The 17,713-nt window shown below is 35.8% G+C and carries 18 protein-coding genes and 1 other annotated feature; of the genes, 13 read left to right on the top strand and 5 right to left on the bottom strand.

What is annotated here, in order from left to right; translation table 11 throughout:
• The first annotated feature begins 2 nt into the window (after positions 1 to 2).
• Both BAQ49_RS29000 and BAQ49_RS29005 read left to right on the top strand, forming a co-directional pair.
• A complete protein-coding gene (locus BAQ49_RS29000; RefSeq protein WP_071748147.1) occupies positions 3 to 1,055 on the top strand; it encodes a zinc metalloprotease in 1,053 nt (350 codons plus the stop codon).
• 96 nt (positions 1,056 to 1,151) lie between these two features.
• On the top strand, positions 1,152 to 1,292 hold the full coding sequence (locus BAQ49_RS29005; RefSeq protein WP_071748116.1) for a DUF3985 family protein: 141 nt from the start codon (positions 1,152 to 1,154) through the stop codon (positions 1,290 to 1,292).
• Between the two features lie 153 nt (positions 1,293 to 1,445).
• Here the strand turns inward: BAQ49_RS29005 and BAQ49_RS29010 are convergent, their stop codons facing one another.
• Together BAQ49_RS29010 and BAQ49_RS29015 are read right to left on the bottom strand one after the other, a co-directional pair.
• Positions 1,446 to 1,832, bottom strand: coding sequence for a DUF3938 domain-containing protein (locus BAQ49_RS29010; protein ID WP_071748117.1), 387 nt, complete (start codon positions 1,830 to 1,832; stop codon positions 1,446 to 1,448).
• 342 nt (positions 1,833 to 2,174) lie between these two features.
• Complete coding sequence (locus BAQ49_RS29015) at positions 2,175 to 3,068, bottom strand: YitT family protein (protein WP_000530031.1); 894 nt, start codon at positions 3,066 to 3,068, stop codon at positions 2,175 to 2,177.
• 275 nt (positions 3,069 to 3,343) lie between these two features.
• On the opposite strand from BAQ49_RS29015, the gene BAQ49_RS29020 reads away from it, so the two are divergent.
• The 6 genes from BAQ49_RS29020 to BAQ49_RS29050 all read left to right on the top strand — a co-directional run bounded on the left by BAQ49_RS29020 (position 3,344) and on the right by BAQ49_RS29050 (position 11,014).
• Complete coding sequence (locus tag BAQ49_RS29020) at positions 3,344 to 3,628, top strand: hypothetical protein (RefSeq protein ID WP_002174090.1); 285 nt, start codon at positions 3,344 to 3,346, stop codon at positions 3,626 to 3,628.
• 28 nt (positions 3,629 to 3,656) lie between these two features.
• On the top strand, positions 3,657 to 4,439 hold the full coding sequence (locus tag BAQ49_RS29025; RefSeq protein WP_071748118.1) for a membrane protein insertase YidC: 783 nt from the start codon (positions 3,657 to 3,659) through the stop codon (positions 4,437 to 4,439).
• A 129-nt stretch (positions 4,440 to 4,568) separates the two neighbouring features.
• A complete protein-coding gene (locus tag BAQ49_RS29030) occupies positions 4,569 to 5,384 on the top strand; it encodes a hypothetical protein (protein WP_071748119.1) in 816 nt (271 codons plus the stop codon).
• A 288-nt stretch (positions 5,385 to 5,672) separates the two neighbouring features.
• Positions 5,673 to 5,909 (top strand) — a binding site (T-box leader).
• A gap of 65 nt (positions 5,910 to 5,974) precedes the next feature.
• Positions 5,975 to 7,288, top strand: a complete 1,314-nt coding sequence (locus BAQ49_RS29035) for an APC family permease (protein ID WP_071748120.1) — start codon at positions 5,975 to 5,977, stop codon at positions 7,286 to 7,288.
• A gap of 49 nt (positions 7,289 to 7,337) precedes the next feature.
• The gene (locus tag BAQ49_RS29040) at positions 7,338 to 8,585 is read left to right on the top strand and encodes an MFS transporter (protein WP_116733518.1); all 1,248 of its coding nucleotides are present in this window, start codon (positions 7,338 to 7,340) and stop codon (positions 8,583 to 8,585) included.
• Positions 8,586 to 9,130: 545 nt separating this feature from the next.
• The gene (locus BAQ49_RS29050) at positions 9,131 to 11,014 is read left to right on the top strand and encodes an MSCRAMM family protein (RefSeq protein WP_071748122.1); all 1,884 of its coding nucleotides are present in this window, start codon (positions 9,131 to 9,133) and stop codon (positions 11,012 to 11,014) included.
• Between the two features lie 31 nt (positions 11,015 to 11,045).
• On the opposite strand, the gene BAQ49_RS29055 is transcribed toward BAQ49_RS29050, so the two are convergent.
• On the bottom strand, positions 11,046 to 11,804 hold the full coding sequence (locus BAQ49_RS29055; protein WP_071748123.1) for a TrmB family transcriptional regulator: 759 nt from the start codon (positions 11,802 to 11,804) through the stop codon (positions 11,046 to 11,048).
• A 61-nt stretch (positions 11,805 to 11,865) separates the two neighbouring features.
• Between BAQ49_RS29055 and BAQ49_RS33195 the strand changes: the two genes are divergently transcribed.
• From BAQ49_RS33195 to BAQ49_RS29070, 4 genes are all read left to right on the top strand, one after another.
• Positions 11,866 to 12,039, top strand: coding sequence for a hypothetical protein (locus tag BAQ49_RS33195; protein ID WP_165616088.1), 174 nt, complete (start codon positions 11,866 to 11,868; stop codon positions 12,037 to 12,039).
• Positions 12,040 to 12,159: 120 nt separating this feature from the next.
• Positions 12,160 to 12,462, top strand: coding sequence for an MTH1187 family thiamine-binding protein (locus tag BAQ49_RS29060; protein WP_071748124.1), 303 nt, complete (start codon positions 12,160 to 12,162; stop codon positions 12,460 to 12,462).
• 48 nt (positions 12,463 to 12,510) lie between these two features.
• Complete coding sequence (locus BAQ49_RS29065) at positions 12,511 to 12,756, top strand: YusU family protein (RefSeq protein ID WP_070145375.1); 246 nt, start codon at positions 12,511 to 12,513, stop codon at positions 12,754 to 12,756.
• Between the two features lie 310 nt (positions 12,757 to 13,066).
• Entirely contained in the window at positions 13,067 to 13,984 is a 918-nt protein-coding gene (locus BAQ49_RS29070) for a proline dehydrogenase family protein (RefSeq protein ID WP_002174080.1), read from the top strand.
• A 22-nt stretch (positions 13,985 to 14,006) separates the two neighbouring features.
• Here BAQ49_RS29070 and BAQ49_RS29075 read toward each other — a convergent pair whose 3' ends face one another.
• Positions 14,007 to 14,846, bottom strand: a complete 840-nt coding sequence (locus BAQ49_RS29075) for a D-alanyl-D-alanine carboxypeptidase family protein (RefSeq protein ID WP_071748125.1) — start codon at positions 14,844 to 14,846, stop codon at positions 14,007 to 14,009.
• 87 nt (positions 14,847 to 14,933) lie between these two features.
• Positions 14,934 to 15,080 (bottom strand): YuzL family protein, encoded by a 147-nt coding sequence (locus tag BAQ49_RS29080; RefSeq protein ID WP_001096344.1) that lies wholly within the window; start codon positions 15,078 to 15,080, stop codon positions 14,934 to 14,936.
• 237 nt (positions 15,081 to 15,317) lie between these two features.
• Between BAQ49_RS29080 and BAQ49_RS29085 the strand changes: the two genes are divergently transcribed.
• On the top strand, positions 15,318 to 17,699 hold the full coding sequence (locus tag BAQ49_RS29085; RefSeq protein WP_071748126.1) for a 3-hydroxyacyl-CoA dehydrogenase/enoyl-CoA hydratase family protein: 2,382 nt from the start codon (positions 15,318 to 15,320) through the stop codon (positions 17,697 to 17,699).
• The last annotated feature ends 14 nt before the right edge of the window (positions 17,700 to 17,713 follow it).

Consider the following 17,713-nt stretch of genomic DNA (forward strand, 5'->3'; position numbering starts at 1 on the left):
CCATGACGGCGGCGTTAGTTTTGTCTATTTTATACGGAGTAATCCGAACTGGGAAATTAGAAGTAATTTTGAACCTATGGGCAATAGTTGGAATTTCATTGTTAGTGTTAGCCATTCATGAGCTAGGACATGTAGCATTTGGTGTAATAGGTGGTTTGACATTTAAATTTATGACAGTAGGACCCATTACTATTCAAAAAGAAAAGGGAAAATTACGCATTCGAGAAAATAAATTATGGGCATACTTTGGAGGCGTTGCAACACTAGTACCACCTTCTATAGAGACACCGAATCTTTCGAAAAAATGGGCATGGCTCACTTTAGGTGGACCGATTACAAGTTTACTATTCGGTATTACTTCAGGTTACATATATATGGTAAGTTATTATCAATATCTTTTATATTTTTCCTTTTTCCATTTTGCAATCTTTGCGGTTACAATTGTGCCGATAAAAGGAACGCTTATGAGTGATGGTATGCAATTTCTCATTTTAATTAAAGATGATGAAAGAGCTAGAAATCATTTATATGAGATTCAAATATCGAGTGAGTTATTTAGTTATAAAAGACCGAAAGATTGGGATGAAAGATTAGTAGAACTGAGTGAGGAAAAAATAAAAGAGAATAAAGGGATAAGAGAGATAATGAGTAGGCTTATGCTCGTCTTTTTTGCTCGTGCGGATCAAGAGGGAATGGAAAGAGCGATACCGCATATAGAACGAATTATTCAACTACCTGTAACGAAAGAAAATAAGTTTTTCGTTAGTAGTTTTCATAGTTGGTATCTTTTATATAAAGCCCTTTATCAGATGGATAGTCTTTCTTTACAAGAAGCAAAGGAACATGCAAAGGCCATTACCAAAATGGACCTAAACGGATATTACCGTACACAGGGAATTATTAAATATTTAGAGGGCGATATGGAAGCTTCCCGTACTTATATGAAGAAAACTGATAAAGAATTAAAGAGCGCCGAGAAGAGTGAGATGGGATATTTAAAATTAGAGAGAGAATGGTTTGAGCAGCTGAAAGAGAGGGTATCTTACGATGGGTGAGGTATCCTCTTTTTTATATGTCATCTTATGTCGTTCCATAAACAGTCTGGGGCGAGTAAAATGAGATAAGAAGAGCAAAGCTTGGAGGAAGTGAATATGGAAATTTTATCTATTATTTTGATAGTCTTGCTCATTTATGTTGTTTTTAAAGTAGCATATGTAGCATTAAAGATACTCGCGATCTTATTAGTTATCTTTTTAATCGTAGAATTCGGCAGTAAGCTGCTTGGAGGATAGGGTATGTGTTGCTTTTAGGGTGTCGAAGGATGTCGGTAAATCGATATGTTGTGTCGAAACGTCGGTATCATGAAATAATCGTTGATATATTTCGAGTAATACCAATAGGGGTATGTAAACCAATCTAAAAAAGCTGGAAGAATATCTTCCAGCTTAAGAGTTACTTTCAATTTGGCGACCGCTATCTTCTTCAGTGTCTTGTAATAGGTTGAATACATCTGCTAGGCAGAATGCAATGAACCAAGTCCAAAGACCGTGGAAGAAAGCTGAGCTTAATTGAAGTGGTAATGTATAGTTTGTCATTGAGTAGGAAATACATCCACCAACGATTCCGATCATTGTTAATAACATTGTTTTTTGAGCATTTTCTTCTGGATTGAAGAGGAAGAAAATGTATCCGCCTAAAATTGAAGCGCTTACAAGTGTCTCAATTCCATTAAAAATGATATTCTCTCCAAGCTGAGTGTTTGTCCAGAAGCAGATCACGCCGCCGCCGATGGCAAATAAGGCAGCTAGTGTGTATCGTATATATTGATTCATATGTTCATCTCCCTATGTAATAAGATGATTTGGAAGTCAAAAAGGTAGGTATAGTATATTGAAGTGAATTTTAGTTGTACGTATCTTTTTATAAAAAGATCAGTGAAGAATAACTAAGATGATCGGCTTTTTGAAAACCGTTACGTGTATGGTGTCTGAAATATACCCGACTGCTCGTTTCTTTTTGCTTATAAAAATAAGAGAAACTTCCAAGTCTATATACTCTTTTTTGTAAGTCTAATTTTATTATAACACATTTAGTGATACAATAATAGAATTATCTGATTTTGTAATAAGTGTAAAAAATAAAAAGCGCAAGGAATTATAGTTCCTTGCGCTTTTTTATATACGTTTGAAACGGCCGACAATTTCAACGGTTTCAGTAATGTTCATAAATGCTTTATTATCCACTTGGCGGATAATACGTTTCATTTCGCCCAACTCGTAGCGAGTTACGACAGTGTAAATCATTTTTTTCTTATGGTTTGTATAGCCGCCGACAGCATCTACCATTGTTACGCCACGTATGCCGTGATGTAATAGTGAGCTTTTTATTTCCTCACCTTTTTCTGTAATTGTCATTATCGTTAATTTAATATGTTTTGTATGCACGGCATCAATTACTTTGCTGACTACAAACCGACTAATTAACGTATAAAGTGTAATATCCCATCCGAAAATAAATCCTGCTGCAACAAGTAAGATTAAGTTGAATCCAAAGATGATTGCTCCAATTGAAACATCGCGATGTTTCGCTACAATCAATCCAACAACATCAAAACCACCTGTTGAAGAAGCAAATCGGAATATGATTCCTGAGGCAGCACCGCAGATGACACCACCGAATACAGAAGAAAGTAAAATATCGTCTGAAACTTGGTGTACTGGGATAATGTTCATCGCTAAAGATGATACAGCTACAAAGTATGCCGTTAAAAAGGTTGTCTTCTTACCTAAGTAAAAGTGACTTAAAATAAGAAGCGGAATGTTTAGTAAAAAGATAAGTGCTCCGATATTGTAGTGCATTAAATAACCGATAATCATCCCTACACCAGCGAACCCACCGCTAATCATATTATGCGGGATAAAAAACATATTCATAGAAATTGCATACAAAATAGAAGCTATAAAAATAACAACTAACTGTATGATAAATTCTAAATGAAATGTTTTAGCTGCTGGGAAGGATAAAAAGGCGGTGTCGGGAACGTAATCGGCGTCTCCTAGTTGACCCATAGTATGTTTCATCTCCATATTCATTTTTGATTACAAGAAGAGAATAAAGCTTTTTTCAAAAACTGGCAATAGTTTTATTATAATGCAAAAATTTTATAAATTTCTAAAAAATTAAACCTATTCAAAGATACGTGTGAATATACTAAAGAAAGCGAATACATTGATTTTCTAGCATAATTTTTTGAGAAAATATGCAAAATTCATTTTTGAAAATAAAAGGAAATAGAGAATGTTTGTTGAATGTGCTAAAATGACTTTATTAAGGATGTGAAGCGATGGAATTTTTATTGCAGGATGCACTTCTGTATATATCGTTTGTAACGACAGCACTTTGTGTATTAGAAGTCTTTTTTCTTGCTAACGTTTCTCGTTTCGTACGTCAGCAAGCATCGAGCGGTAGACAGAGAGCTTTTAAACTAGTTGATACGTGTGAAGAGGGTATCGGAAATGTACCGCTTTTCTCGATTTTTTATAAATATGGAATGATTCGCTCTGTCCGCAGACAAGAATCGAGTGGAGAGAGTGACGAGGTAGGCCCGTATACACCAATGTTTCGCTAATTAATTACGAAACATTGGAGGAATGAACATGTTAAAATCAAACCGAGCTGCGCTCATTAGTTTATCATTATTACTTGTTTTTGTTTTATCTGGTTGCAGTAATGCAGGCACAATAGATTCACATAGTACGGGAATTTGGAACCATTATTTCGTATATCCAATATCGTATATGATTCAATTTGTTGCTCATCATATATCTGGTGGAAGCTTTGGGATTGCGATCATTGTCATTACGCTTGTTGTTCGTTCAGCACTGATTCCGTTAGCTGTTTCGCAATATCGTAGTCAAATGAAAATGAAAAAAATGCAACCTGAATTACAGAAGCTGAAAAAGAAACACGGTGATGTGGGTAAAGATATTGAAAAACAAAAGCAGTATCAAAAAGAAATGTCAGAACTAATGAAATCAGGTGGTTGGAATCCGTTAGCTGGTTGCTGGCCAATCTTTATACAAATGCCGATTTTCTCTGCTTTGTATTATGCGATTAGCCGAACTGAAGAGATTCGTACATCTTCATTTTTATGGGTGAACTTAGGACATGCAGATCCATATCATATATTACCGATTATTGCAGCGTTAACGACATTTATCCAGATGAAGGTATTCCAATCAAATATAACGCCTGGAGAGCAAGTGCAGATGCTGAAGGTGCAGCAAATTATGATGCCGGCAATGATTCTATTTATGGGATTTGCGGCGCCATCAGGACTTGTGCTGTATTGGATTACAGGTAATTTATTTACAATGACACAAACAATTGTGCTAAGAAAAGTAATGGAACGTGAAGAAGTACAATTACAAAATGCATAGAGAAACACCGCTCATGATGAGCGGTGTTTTTTATTTAAATCGTTAAGGAAATTTTAAGAAACCAACATTACTATTGGCATTGTATACGAAAGTGTACATGCTTTAGAAATATGAAGGAGGAAATTTCCTATGAAGAAGAAAACAGTTGGGTATTTAGCAATTGCGGGTGCTTTATCATTTGGAATTATAGGAGGAGTGAGTATACCAGCATTTGCGGCAACGAATACTCCGGCGGCTGAGCAACCTACAAAAACTGCGAAGAAGAATTTAGATGAAGCGACAAAACAAAAAGTAAAAACGATTATGGATGATACAAAGAAACAGTTAGAGGGATTAGGTGTGAAATTCCCAGAGAAGGGTAAGCACAAGGATATGTTTGCAGGGCTAGATGATCAGACGAAAGAAAAAGCAAAATCAATTTTAGAGCAAGAGAAATCTGGTAAATTAACACGTGAACAAGCAAAAGAGGAATTAACAAAACTAGGTGTGAAATTCCCAGAGAAGGGTAAGCATAAGGAAATGTTCGCGAACCTAGATGAAGCGACGAAAGAAAAAGCGAAGTCGATTTTAGAACAAGAAAAGTCCGGAACATTAACACGTGAGCAAGCAAAAGAGGAATTAACAAAATTAGGTGTGAAATTCCCAGAGAAGGGTAAGCGTAAGGAAATGTTCGCGAACCTAGATGAAGCGACGAAAGAAAAAGCGAAGTCGATTTTAGAACAAGAAAAATCCGGAACATTAACACGTGAGCAAGTGAAAGAAAAGCTGACGGAACTAGGCGTGAAACTTCCAGAGAAAGAGAAGCATGAAGACATGTTCGCGAATTTAGATGCAGCAACAAAAGAAAAAGCGAAAGCAATTTTAGAAAATGAAAAGAAACAATTAGCAGAATTAAATGTGGATCTTCCGCACCATAAGTTTTTCATGAAAAACGAAGATAAATAATTGAACAATGTTGTATCTTCCGTGTGGGCAACCGAAAGGTACGTATGCGAGGAGGCTGTCTTTGGAACAGCCTCCTTTTAGTATTTAGAGTGCTATCGTTGTCGTTTTTGTCGAATTATCGATATAATTTCATTTACGATCTTATGGCGTTCGTGGAAGAGGAGATTAGAGAAATAAAGTAGCTTCTGTTATAATATAAGAAGAGAAATATTTCTTATGTTATATAAAAAATATATTGATTTTTTCTAACAATTCAATATAATGGGAAATAACTACAAAATTCGACATCAAGAAGTGATGATGAGGACATGATCAATTTTTTACGATTCTCAGAGAGGGAAGCCTTTGGCTGTGAGCTTCCTAATACGGGAAAATCGATTACCCCCTTTGAACTGCAGCAGTGAACGGATATCTAGTAATTGCTTGCCGGCAAAAACCGTTATTTAGACTTGAGAAATTGGTGAAGTATGTCACTTTGCGAATTGAAACAAGGGTGGAACCACGAATACAACACTCGTCCCTTTTTTAGGGAGGAGTGTTTTTTTATTTCATTTTTGCATCACACTAGAATTGGAAGGAGGATACGCAGCATGCATCATGATGAGAAAAACAAAATTGGTTTAACAGTGGCACTTTCTATCGTAGTAGGAACTATTATTGGGTCTGGTGTGTTTATGAAACCAGGGAGCGTATTAGATTACTCAGGGAGTTCTAATATGGCTATTTGGGCTTGGGTAATTGGTGGTCTGTTGACGTTAGCAAGTGGTTTAACAGTAGCCGAAATTGGAGCGCAAATTCCGAAAAATGGTGGGTTGTATACGTATTTAGAGGAGATTTACGGAAGCTTTTGGGGGTATTTATCTGGCTGGATGCAAACGATTGTATATGGTCCAGCTATTATAGGAACGTTAGGTTTGTACTTTAGTTCTTTAATGATTAATTTTTTCTATTTAGATAAAGTCTGGAATTTACCAATTGCAATTGGAACAGTTGTGTTCCTAGGCGTTATAAATAGTATGGGAACAAAATATGGAGGCATCGTTCAAACCGTTACGACAGTTGGGAAGATGATTCCGATTATATTAATTGTTGTGTTAGGGTTTTGGAAAGGGAATAGTGATATCTTCAATGTAGTTGTACCGATATCAGAAAATCAAAGTATCGGGATGGCAATTTTGGCAACTTTATTTGCTTATGATGGTTGGATTTTACTTGCTTCTATTGGCGGAGAAATGAAGAACCCAACAAAATTATTACCGAAGGCAATGACAGTTGGGATTTTAATTGTAACAGCTGCTTACGTATTAATTAACTTAGCGTTATTAAATGTATTACCAGCAGCGAAAATTGTAGACCTTGGAGAAAATGCAACAGCGACAGCTGCGGGCATGTTACTTGGAGAATATGGTGGAAAAATTATTAGTATCGGTATTATCATTTCTATTTTCGGCTGTTTAAATGGAAAGATTTTAACGTTCCCACGTATTCCGATGTCGATGGCAGAGCGTGGACACCTTCCGTTTTCTAAGTTTATTGCAAAGGAAAGCCCAAGATTTAAAACACCAGCAAATGCGATTACTGTTGAAATCATATTAGGAATTATTTTAATGCTTATTAGTGATCCGAATAAGCTATCTGAGATTTCCGTATTCATTATTTATATTTTCTACGTAATGACGTTTATTGGTGTCTTCATTTTAAGAAGACGTAACAAGGATAAAGAGCGTGCATATAGTGTACCGTTATTCCCAATTGTACCAATCGTTGCGATTTTAGGGTCATTGTTTGTACTTGGAAGTGCGATTATTAACGATCCGGTAAGTTGTTTCTTATCGATTGGAATGGTATTTACTGGACTTCCGGTGTATTGGTACTTAAACAAGAAGAAAGAAACTGGAGTTTAATGTTTGAAGGCAGGCGTATTATACGCCTGCTTTTTTTGCTGTAAAAAAATTGTACTTGCTTACACTTTCCTTTTTGGTTACTATAGTCGTAGTAACCAAAAAGGAAAGCGTGGGGAAAGACTTGAATTTTCGTGTGTATATTTTAGCTATTGCGGCTTTCGTAGTCGGAACGGTTGAGCTAATTATAGGAGGAACGCTCGATTTAGTTGCCAATGATTTAGGTGTGTCGATTAGTGCAGCTGGTCAGCTTATTACAATATTTTCAGTAGTATTCGCTCTATCAGGGCCAGTTTTATTAGCGGTAACAGGTAAGTTTGAAAGAAAGAAATTGTATGTTGTGGCATTATCAATTTTCTTAATTGGAAATATCGTTTCGGCATTTAGTGTAAATTATGGGATGTTAATGTTCTCGAGAGTAATTTGTGCAGCGAGTGGATCGCTTATTATTGCACTATCGGTAACACTTGCTTCTAGTGTAGTAGAACCGCATTTTCGTGCGCGTGCAATTGGAATCATTTTCATGGGGATTAGTGGATCACTTGTACTTGGAGTACCGCTAGGTCTTGTGCTCGGAAATGCATACGGATGGCGTGCGCCATTTGTATTAATTTCGATATTAACAGTTATGGCAATTGCTTGTATTTCATTGTTCTTAACGAAAGTACCACCGACATCGGTACTATCAATAAAAGAACAAATTGCTACTTTAAAAGATAAAAAAATTGTAAGTGCACAGTTAACATCATTTTTGTTTTTAACGGGGCATTTAACATTGTATGCATATTTAACACCGTTTTTAAAAGACGTAATGCATGTTGAAGCCAACTGGATTAGTGTGTTTTACTTTATTTTCGGAATCGCAGCAGTAATCGGCGGTGGCTTAGGTGGATGGCTTGCTGATAAATGGGGATCAAAGAAAAGTATTATTTCCATTATTATCGTATTTGCATGTGCAATCTTTATGCTGCCGATGATGACATTCTCATTCCCGCTCTTCATTATTATGATGGGACTGTGGAGTATGCTGAGCTGGGCTATTTCACCAGCACAGCAAAATTATTTAATTGAAATTGCACCGGAATCAGCTGGTATTCAGCAAGGTTTAAATAACTCTGCACTTCATTTAGGAATTGCGCTCGGTTCAACAGTAGGCGGAGTTGTTATTGAGAAATCATCTGTTATATATAACGCTTGGGTAGGCGGCGGTTTTATTATATTGGCGCTACTTTGTGCGATTTTCTCGATTACGAGAGGGCGTTCTACTCAGTTTGCGAAGGAAGAATCTATCATTGGATAGATTCTTTTTTTATTTTGAAAAAATTGAAGGATTTAGCAGTAGGAGAGAGAAGGGTGTATATAGCGAGGTGATAGTATATGTATTCTAATTTTTCAATAATTGGTTTTCTATTTACGATCATACCATTCTTTTTTGTAATTTTTATATTTAGATGGGTTCGTTTCATCTATCAAAATTCCGAAAAACAAGTGGAGCAAAATGAGAAGATTATTGAGCTGTTGACGGAGATAAAGGAGCAGAATAAGTAATAGTAGTTATTTTGGAAATGATTATATGTAGATATATAGAAATATAATTTTAGTAAATTTGAAAGGTACTTTTGAAAGTGCCTTTTTATTATGTTTAAAGGGCTGAGCACAAATTATCTTTATTTATCAATAGTCAAATGAAAATGAGAAATTCAAAATTCGCAGTTTATCTGTTTAAATTTCTCAACAATTCGACAAGATGCTACAAAAAAACCACCTATTCTCTTTTTTTCACTATAAGTACATTGAAACAGTAAGATTGCTTCATGTAGAAATTTATATATGGTGGTGGAGAGAATGGGACGAAAGATGGTAGGGAAATGGTTTAGTTTTTTAAGTGCTCTTATTATTTTATTAGGAATTGCGATGCCACAAGTAAAAGCTGAAGTAATGAACAGAGAAAAGTATGAAATGGATTGGAGTTATAGTAAAGCAAAAGATCGTGAAATAAAGACCGAAATAATTAAAGCTGCTTCGGGCAGTATTGCTTATTGTTTAACGCCTGATTTACGTTCTCCTAATGGAGAGGATTTACCTGAGATGGGAAAAACATCTGATGCTGTATATCGTGTTTTAGTTAATGGGTATCCTCAAAAAAGCCCATCTGAGTTAGGTGTAGCGACAACGGAAGAAGCGCATTATGCTACACAATTAGCAGTATGGATTGCAGCAAATGAATTAACGGAAGAAGATTTAGTTGCAAAAAATGAGCGAGTACATAATCTTATGAAGCGTTTAGTAGAGGCTTCAAAAAAAGAAACTGGATCACAAGATGTATTCTTTAAAGTTAATCCTGTAGATCCACAAACTGCTACACAAAAAGGTGATTATTTAGAAACAGGATTTTATGCAGTGCAAACAAATGCGGTTTCTGGTTCTTATACAATTCTTTTTGAGAATGCTCCTAAAGGGATTCGAATTGTAAATGAAAATGGAGAAGAAAAAAGTACATTATCAATTAACGAAAAATTTAAAATATTAATCCCGAAAGATACGAGTAGTGGTAATTTTAAAATAAAAGTGAAGTCTACTTTAACAAATTTACAAGCAATAGCTTTTAAAGGCTCGGGAAAAGTTCAAAATACAACGGTATTGTTACAAAGAAATAGTGAGAAAATCAGTACAGATTTAGTTGTAAATTGGGAATCAGTAGGCTCTTTAAGGATTATGAAATTAGGAGAAAAAAAGGAATTATTAAAAGGAGCTGTGTTTGAAGTCTCTAATGAAAACTTTAAACAAAATGTTACGACAAATGATAAGGGGATTGCGGAGCTAGGTAATCTTCCAATCGGTATATATAGCGTCAAAGAAATTCAAGCGCCAGCTGGATATGTGTTAGACGGAAGTGTTAAAAAAATTGAAGTGAAAACTGGTGAAACTGCTTTATTAGAGTTGAAAAATGAAAATATAAAAGGTGAATTAGAAATAACGAAAATAGATGTAGCGGATGGAAATACGAAACTGCCAAATGCAGAGTTTACAATCTACAACGAACAAGGGAAAGAAGTAGTAAAAGGGAAAACGGATGAAAAAGGTGTAGCGAAATTCAAACTACCATACGGAAAGTACACGTATAAAGAAACGATAGCGCCAAATGGTTACGTAGTAAATGAAGAGACATTCGCATTTGAAATAAAAGAGAATGGAGAAATTATTAAACATATTGTCCAAGATAAGAAGGTAGAAGGTGAATTAGAAATAACGAAAGTAGATGTAGCAGATGGAAATACGAAACTGCCAAATGCAGAGTTTACAATCTACAACGAACAAGGGAAAGAAGTAGTAAAAGGGAAAACGGATGAAAAAGGTGTAGCGAAATTCAAACTACCATACGGAAAGTACACGTATAAAGAAACAATAGCGCCAAATGGATATGTAATAAATGAAGAGACATTCGCATTTGAAATAAAAGAGGATGGAGAAATTATTAAACATATTGTGAAAAATAAGAAAGAAGAAAAGGCATCGCTTCCTTCTAAGTCAAATAAGCCAACACCAAATGGAGAAGTAAAACCTTCCGCTGATGTGAAGCCGATGCAACAACCTAATACTCATAATGAAGTGCGTTTACCAGCTACTGGCGGCGTCGGCAATGAATTTACGGCTTTATTCGTTTTAGGAATTAGTTTTATTATTGCTGGTGCATATGTGTTAAGGGTGAAAAATAGAAAAGAAATGTAGAAAAAAACGCCTTGTAATAAAGGCGTTTTTTTTAGTATCTCAACTTCATCAACAAACTCTTAATTTCCTCATCTTCCATAAAGAGATCATGGTGTTTCTGGGTAATCTTTGCAAGTGCAACGTCATGATAGAAAAATTCTGTAAAGAACTTCACGAAAGGTTGTGACATTGTTTTCATCGCTTGCCATGATTCTTGCTCTACACCAGCAAATAAAATTTCACGATCGTCAACGATGAGTAGTAAGTACCGCTCTAATGCGTTAGGCTCTTCAGTTGGGATTAGAAAATGCATGTTTTCTAAGTCTGTTTCTACTTCTCCAACTATGAGGGACTCGATTAGGACGCCTTGTTTTGCTTTTTGTTCTAGTAAAGGAAGATATTCTAAAAGGGTATCATTCCATGCAGAGATGCGTATAGATTCTTTTGCATCTTCTACAAGTTGCCTACTTTGTACCTTAATAGAAGACTGCATTTTTAAACTCCAAACGCGGTCATCTGTAAATGACTTTTTAGAAATATTATTTTCAAGTTCTTTAATATTAGATTGGAATTCTGTCGTTAATTTTTCAATTGCTAGCTTGAGTGGTAATGCTGTATACAACTTTTTCTTTTCTGAAACAGAATCCATTACCATCCCTTTATCAATTAGGCGTGCTAACACTTCGTATATTTTTGCTTTTGGAACACCTGAATGTTTAACAATAGTTGTTGCATCTAATGGTTCGTTGCTTGATACGACAACTTCATAGGCCTGGCTTTCATATTGTGAGAAACCGAATTTTTGTAGCATAGTTCCCTCCGAACGAATGAGATTATATGTTAAGGATAATGAACTATTTGTTTTTGCACAAGTGTTGAGAAGTTTACGTTTAAAAATTGCAGTAGTATTTTCGGTGCTGATTTCTATGATGTTTGTAATATTAGGTACAGCTGTTTCTGAAGAGGTTAATGCTGCTACTGAGTCACAAGTTAATCATTTAGAAAAAGTGGCTCATACGATGGAAAGTTTGACAGAGAATATGTAGGACTTAGAAAGATTGGTTGAGCAGTTTAAAGTAGACGAATAACAAATTATTAAAATGATAAAGATTTTGGTAAAATAGACAATGGATATATAAGAAGTAATTTATAGGAGGAAGACTACTATGGCAATTGTTGACGTATCGATTATTCCAGTAGGAACAGGTAATCCAAGTGTTAGTGAATATGTAGCAGAAGTACAAAAGGTGCTAGAGAAAAATGCAGATCGCGTGAAGTATCAATTAACACCAATGAATACAATTATTGAAGGAGATCTTCCTGTCATTCTAGAAGTAATTCAACAAATGCATGAAGTTCCATATATGAAAGGTGCACAGCGTGTTGCAACAACAATTCGTATCGATGATCGTCGTGATAAAGTAAGCACAATGGAGAAAAAATTAAACTCTGTTCGATCAAAATTATAAGGAAAAGCAGCGATCTTCGCTGCTTTTTTCATATAGGAGGTAGATAAGATGAGTGAAAAGTTTAACGAACAATTTGACGGGTTGTTAGAGAAATACACGGAACTATTACTTGGAGAGAGCGATGAAGAGAGAAAAGAGCAGGTACAGAAGTGGGCACTGTATTCTTACATAGCGAAGACGATGCCGGCTTTAGTGAAGCACTGGAATGAGACGTATCCAGATGCGAAAGAAGAGATGGTACAGTTAATTACGAATATTAAAAAGCTGAATGATGAGAAGCGAAATGAGAAGTAAAAAAGCTTGAGATAATGTTACCTCAAGTTTTCTATATTAATATCCTTATATAATTTACATGGAATATAAAGGGTTTTATAAGCATGTCGAATATTTTCGACATGCTTATTTTTTGCCTAGTAAACCCGTTTTTTATAAATGTCGAAAAATATTTCCGGCATATTTGTAAGCGAGAATATGGGGTTTTAAATGTTTTTATAGTATTTTATAAATTATCTAAATAATTATTTGTATCAAATAATTTTAAACAATGATATAATTCCGAAGAGGGGTAAAAAACAGATAAAGTACAGTCATAGGGGTGAATTACATGGAACAATTAATGCGAAATTCGTTTCTTTTCTTATCTAAAAATAAAGCGCTAACAAAACTGGCTAAAAAGTACGGTTTGCGCTTTGGTGCAGGTCGCTTCGTCGCAGGGGAGACGATTGAATTAGCGACAGCTGCAATTCAACAATTAAATAAGCAAGGTCTTTGTGTAACAATCGATTATTTAGGTGAATTCGTTGATAATGAAGCAGAAGCAAATGAAATGGCTACCCAATCGATTGAAGCGATTCGTGCAATTGGAAGAGAAGGTCTTGATTCACAACTTTCTTTAAAGATGACTTCTATGGGATTAGATATCTCTGATGAAATCGTAATGAACAACATGCGTCGTATTTTAGAAGCTGCAAAAGAAAACGGTGTGTTTGTTACAATTGATATGGAAGACTATACGCGTTGCGGAAAAACAATCGATATCTTTAAACAATTAAAATCTGAGTACGATAATATTGGTACAGTTATTCAAGCTTATTTATATCGTACAGAAAAAGATATTGAAGATTTAAATGCTTATAATCCTAATTTACGTCTTGTAAAAGGGGCTTATAAGGAACCTGAAGAAGTAGCGTTCCCAGACAAGAAAGATGTAGATGACAATTATAAAAAAATTATTAAAATGCACTTATTAAATGGAAATTATACTGCAATTGCTTCACATGACGAAGCAATTATTGAATATACGAAAAAACTTGCCGAAGAACACAATATTTCAAGGGATCAATTTGAATTCCAAATGCTATTTGGGATTCGTACAGAGCGTCAACTTGAGCTAGTAAAAGAAGGCTATAAAATGCGTGTTTACGTACCGTATGGAAACGATTGGTATGGTTACTTCATGCGCCGTCTAGCAGAGCGTCCAGCGAACGTTGCGTTCGTATTAAAAGGTATGATCAAAAAATAACCAAGGAGAAAATTCTCCTTGGTTATTTTAATTGCTGAAATGCATAGTGTGCCATTTTCTTCGTATCAGGGTATAGTTGTGTACGAGTAGAAGATAATACGACATTGATGACACGTTTACCGTTTTTTTCATCAACAGTTACGACTGTATATTTTCCGAGTGCAGATAAACCGCTTTTACTTCCAATTGCATATGGATCGTCATATAGTTCTTCTCGTCCATAGTTTGCGATTTTTGGAGAGCGCTCTGAAGTATGTAGTGTTGTATGTATTGAATTCATATATTCTAAAACAATCGGATACTTCAAGGCTTCTTTCGTAATAATAGCAATGTCATAAGGTGATACTTTATTTCCAAGTGCATCAGCACCGCTTGCATTTTTGAAAGTTGCATGCTTCGTCCCGAGTTCCTTCGCTCTAGCATTCATCATTTTCACAAACTCATTTTTTGATCCTGCGATATGTTCTGCAATTGACTCAGCGATCGGGTCTGCACTAATGATAAGCATAAGTTTTAATGCCTCATCACGTTTTAATTTTTCACCAGCACGAAGCTTAATCTTCTTACTTTGACTTTCTGTTTTTATTGCGTTTTCTGTAACTGTAATTTCTTCATCTTCTTTTACATTCTCAAGTAAGAGAAGAGTTGTCATCATTTTGGCTATACTAGCCGGATAAGAGCGCTCATCCTCGCGTTTTCCATACAAAATTTCACCTGTGTCTGCATCGATTGTAATTCCATATTGCCCAGTAATACTAGGTTGATCCGCTCTTACGGCTTGTTGTCTGTGAGCATAAGAGAAGAAAATCATCCCTGTAAACAGTGTAGCAATCATTACAATCATAACTATTGTTCGTTTCATTATAATTCCCTCTTTTGTTCCAAATAAATTGGGCAGAAAAAGCAGCCATTAATCATTATGCCACGTTCTCTGCCCAAAAATATAGCGTTATTTTTCGCCCATATTATGCTTCTTATATTGTTGGTTATTACCTTGACGCCCTTTTTCAACACCGTGATTATGCGGACCTGCATTTCCAGTTACGCTTGCTGCGCTAATTCCAGCTTTTGAAGGGTTCTTCTTAAGTTTTGCCATATATATTCCTCCAGTTTCGTCAGATTATAAAAAGGAAAAGTGCATTTTAATGAAGAAAATACACATGTATAGCATAGCCAAATGAAAGAAATATATTTGTTTCAGAAAATTTTATCAATAAATATATTGCGAAAATTCAAACTGTATCATATATTTATTAGTAGAGGCTCACTCATTGATTGCGACTTATGTCGAAAAATTGAATGAGCATTCATTCAAGAATAGGGGGAGAAATGGATGTTCCAAATTAAAAAGGCTGCTGTTCTAGGTTCAGGCGTAATGGGTTCAGGAATTGCGGCACACTTAGCTAATATTGGTATTCCGACATTATTGCTTGATATTGTACCACCTGCGCTTACGAAAGAAGAAGAAGCGAAGGGACTTACATTAGAACATAAAAGTGTGAGAAATCGTTTTAGTAATACGGCTGTGCAAAAACTATTAAAGCAAAAACCAGCTCCTCTGACAGTGAAAGGAAATTTAGCACTGATTGAAGCAGGTAACTTAGAAGATGATCTTGAGCGTCTAGCTGATGTAGATTGGATTATTGAAGTAGTAGTTGAAAACTTAGATATAAAGAAGAAACTATTTGAAAAAGTAGATGCTGTTCGTAAACCAGGCTCAATTGTGAGCTCAAATACATCAGGCATTTCCGTTGAAAAAATGGCAGAGGGTCGTTCAGACGACTTCCAGAAACACTTCTTAGGCACACACTTTTTTAACCCACCACGATATTTAAAACTTCTAGAGGTAATACCGACGAAAGAAACTGATCCACAAGTATTAAGCTTCATGAAATTATTTGGCGAAGACGTTCTTGGAAAAGGCGTTGTTATCGCAAAAGATACACCAAACTTTATTGGAAACCGCATTGGTACGTACGGCTTGCTTGTAACGCTTCAAGAAATGATTAAGCGTGGATATAGCATTGGAGAAGTTGATTCTGTAACGGGTCCATTAATTGGTCGTCCGAAGAGCGCAACGTTCCGCACATTAGATGTTGTCGGTTTAGATACATTTGTACATGTTGCAAATAACGTATATGAAAATGTACAAGAAGAAGAGCGTGATGTATTTAAAGTACCAGCTTTCATGCATGACATGCTTGATAAAAAATGGCTTGGAAGCAAAACAGGTCAAGGCTTCTTCTTAAAACAAGGAAAAGAAATTTTAGAATTAAATCCTGAAACGATGGAATACGAAGCGCGCAAAAAATTAAAAGCTGCATCCGTAGAGTTAAGTAAGCAAGAAAAAGGATTAGCGAATAAATTGAAAGCGCTTGTATACGCGAAAGACCGTGCAGGGGAGTTGTTATGGAACATCATTACACCAACTCTTTTATACTCTGCAAAACTTCATAAAGAAATTGCGGACGATATCGTTGCGATTGACCAAGCGATGAAATGGGGCTTCGGATGGGAGCAAGGGCCATTTGAAATTTGGGATGCAATCGGCGTTGAAAAGTCTGTTCAAAAGATGGAAGAAAACGGTGCAGTTGTTCCGACTTGGGTGAAAGAAATGTTAGAGAAAGGTTTCACTACTTTCTATAAACATGATAACGGAGATAGCTACTATTACGATAATGGCGAATATAAGCTAATCGAACGTAATAAAAAGGCAATTTCTCTTAAACAATTAAAAGCGAAAAATGGTGTATTAAAGAAAAATAGCGGAGCGAGCTTAATTGATTTAGGTGACGGCATCCTTTGCTTAGAATTCCATTCAAAGAGCAATGCAATTGGTATGGATATTACGCAAATGATTAACTACGCTGTTGATGAAGTAGAGAAGAATTATAAAGGTCTTGTTATCGGAAACCAATCGAAGAACTTCTGCGTTGGTGCGAACCTTGCAATGATCTTAATGGAAGCACAAGACGACAACTACTTTGAAATTGAGTGGGTCGTGAAAAACTTCCAAGATGCAATGACGAAAATTAAGTACTCTTCTAAGCCAGTTGTAGCAGCACCATATGGTATGACGCTTGGCGGAGGTACAGAAGTTTGTTTACCAGCAGCTAGCATTCAAGCTTCTAGCGAAACGTATATGGGCTTAGTAGAAGTTGGTGTTGGCTTAATCCCTGGCGGAGGCGGTAATAAAGAGCTATACATTAAACACTTAAATAAAATGCCAAACGGTGTAGAGTTTGATCTGCAAAAAGTTGCGAATAAAGTATTCGAATCTGTAGCGATGGCGAAAGTTTCTACATCAGCACAAGAAGCTGTATCGAACAACTTCTTAGGCGATAAAGACGGTATTAGTGTGAATGGTGATCACTTACTATATGATGCGAAACAAAAAGCACTTTCTTTATATGAAGCGGGTTATAAAGCGCCGATTCGTAAAAAGATACCTGTTGTTGGTGAAACAGGCTATGCAACGCTTGTACTTGGTGCAGAAGCAATGCATTTATCAGGTTACATTTCTGAACATGATCTTCATATTGCGAAGAAACTTGCATATGTCATTGCGGGCGGAAAAGTGCCGTACGGAACAGAAGTTGATGAGCAGTATTTATTAGATGTAGAACGTGAAGCATTTATTAGCTTAGTAAGTGAGATGAAATCACAAGCAAGAATGCAGCACATGCTTGTAAAAGGAAAGCCATTACGTAACTAATAACGAGGGGAGAT

This window comes from Bacillus proteolyticus, from assembly GCF_001884065.1.
Classification (GTDB): Bacteria; Bacillota; Bacilli; order Bacillales; family Bacillaceae_G; genus Bacillus_A; species Bacillus_A proteolyticus.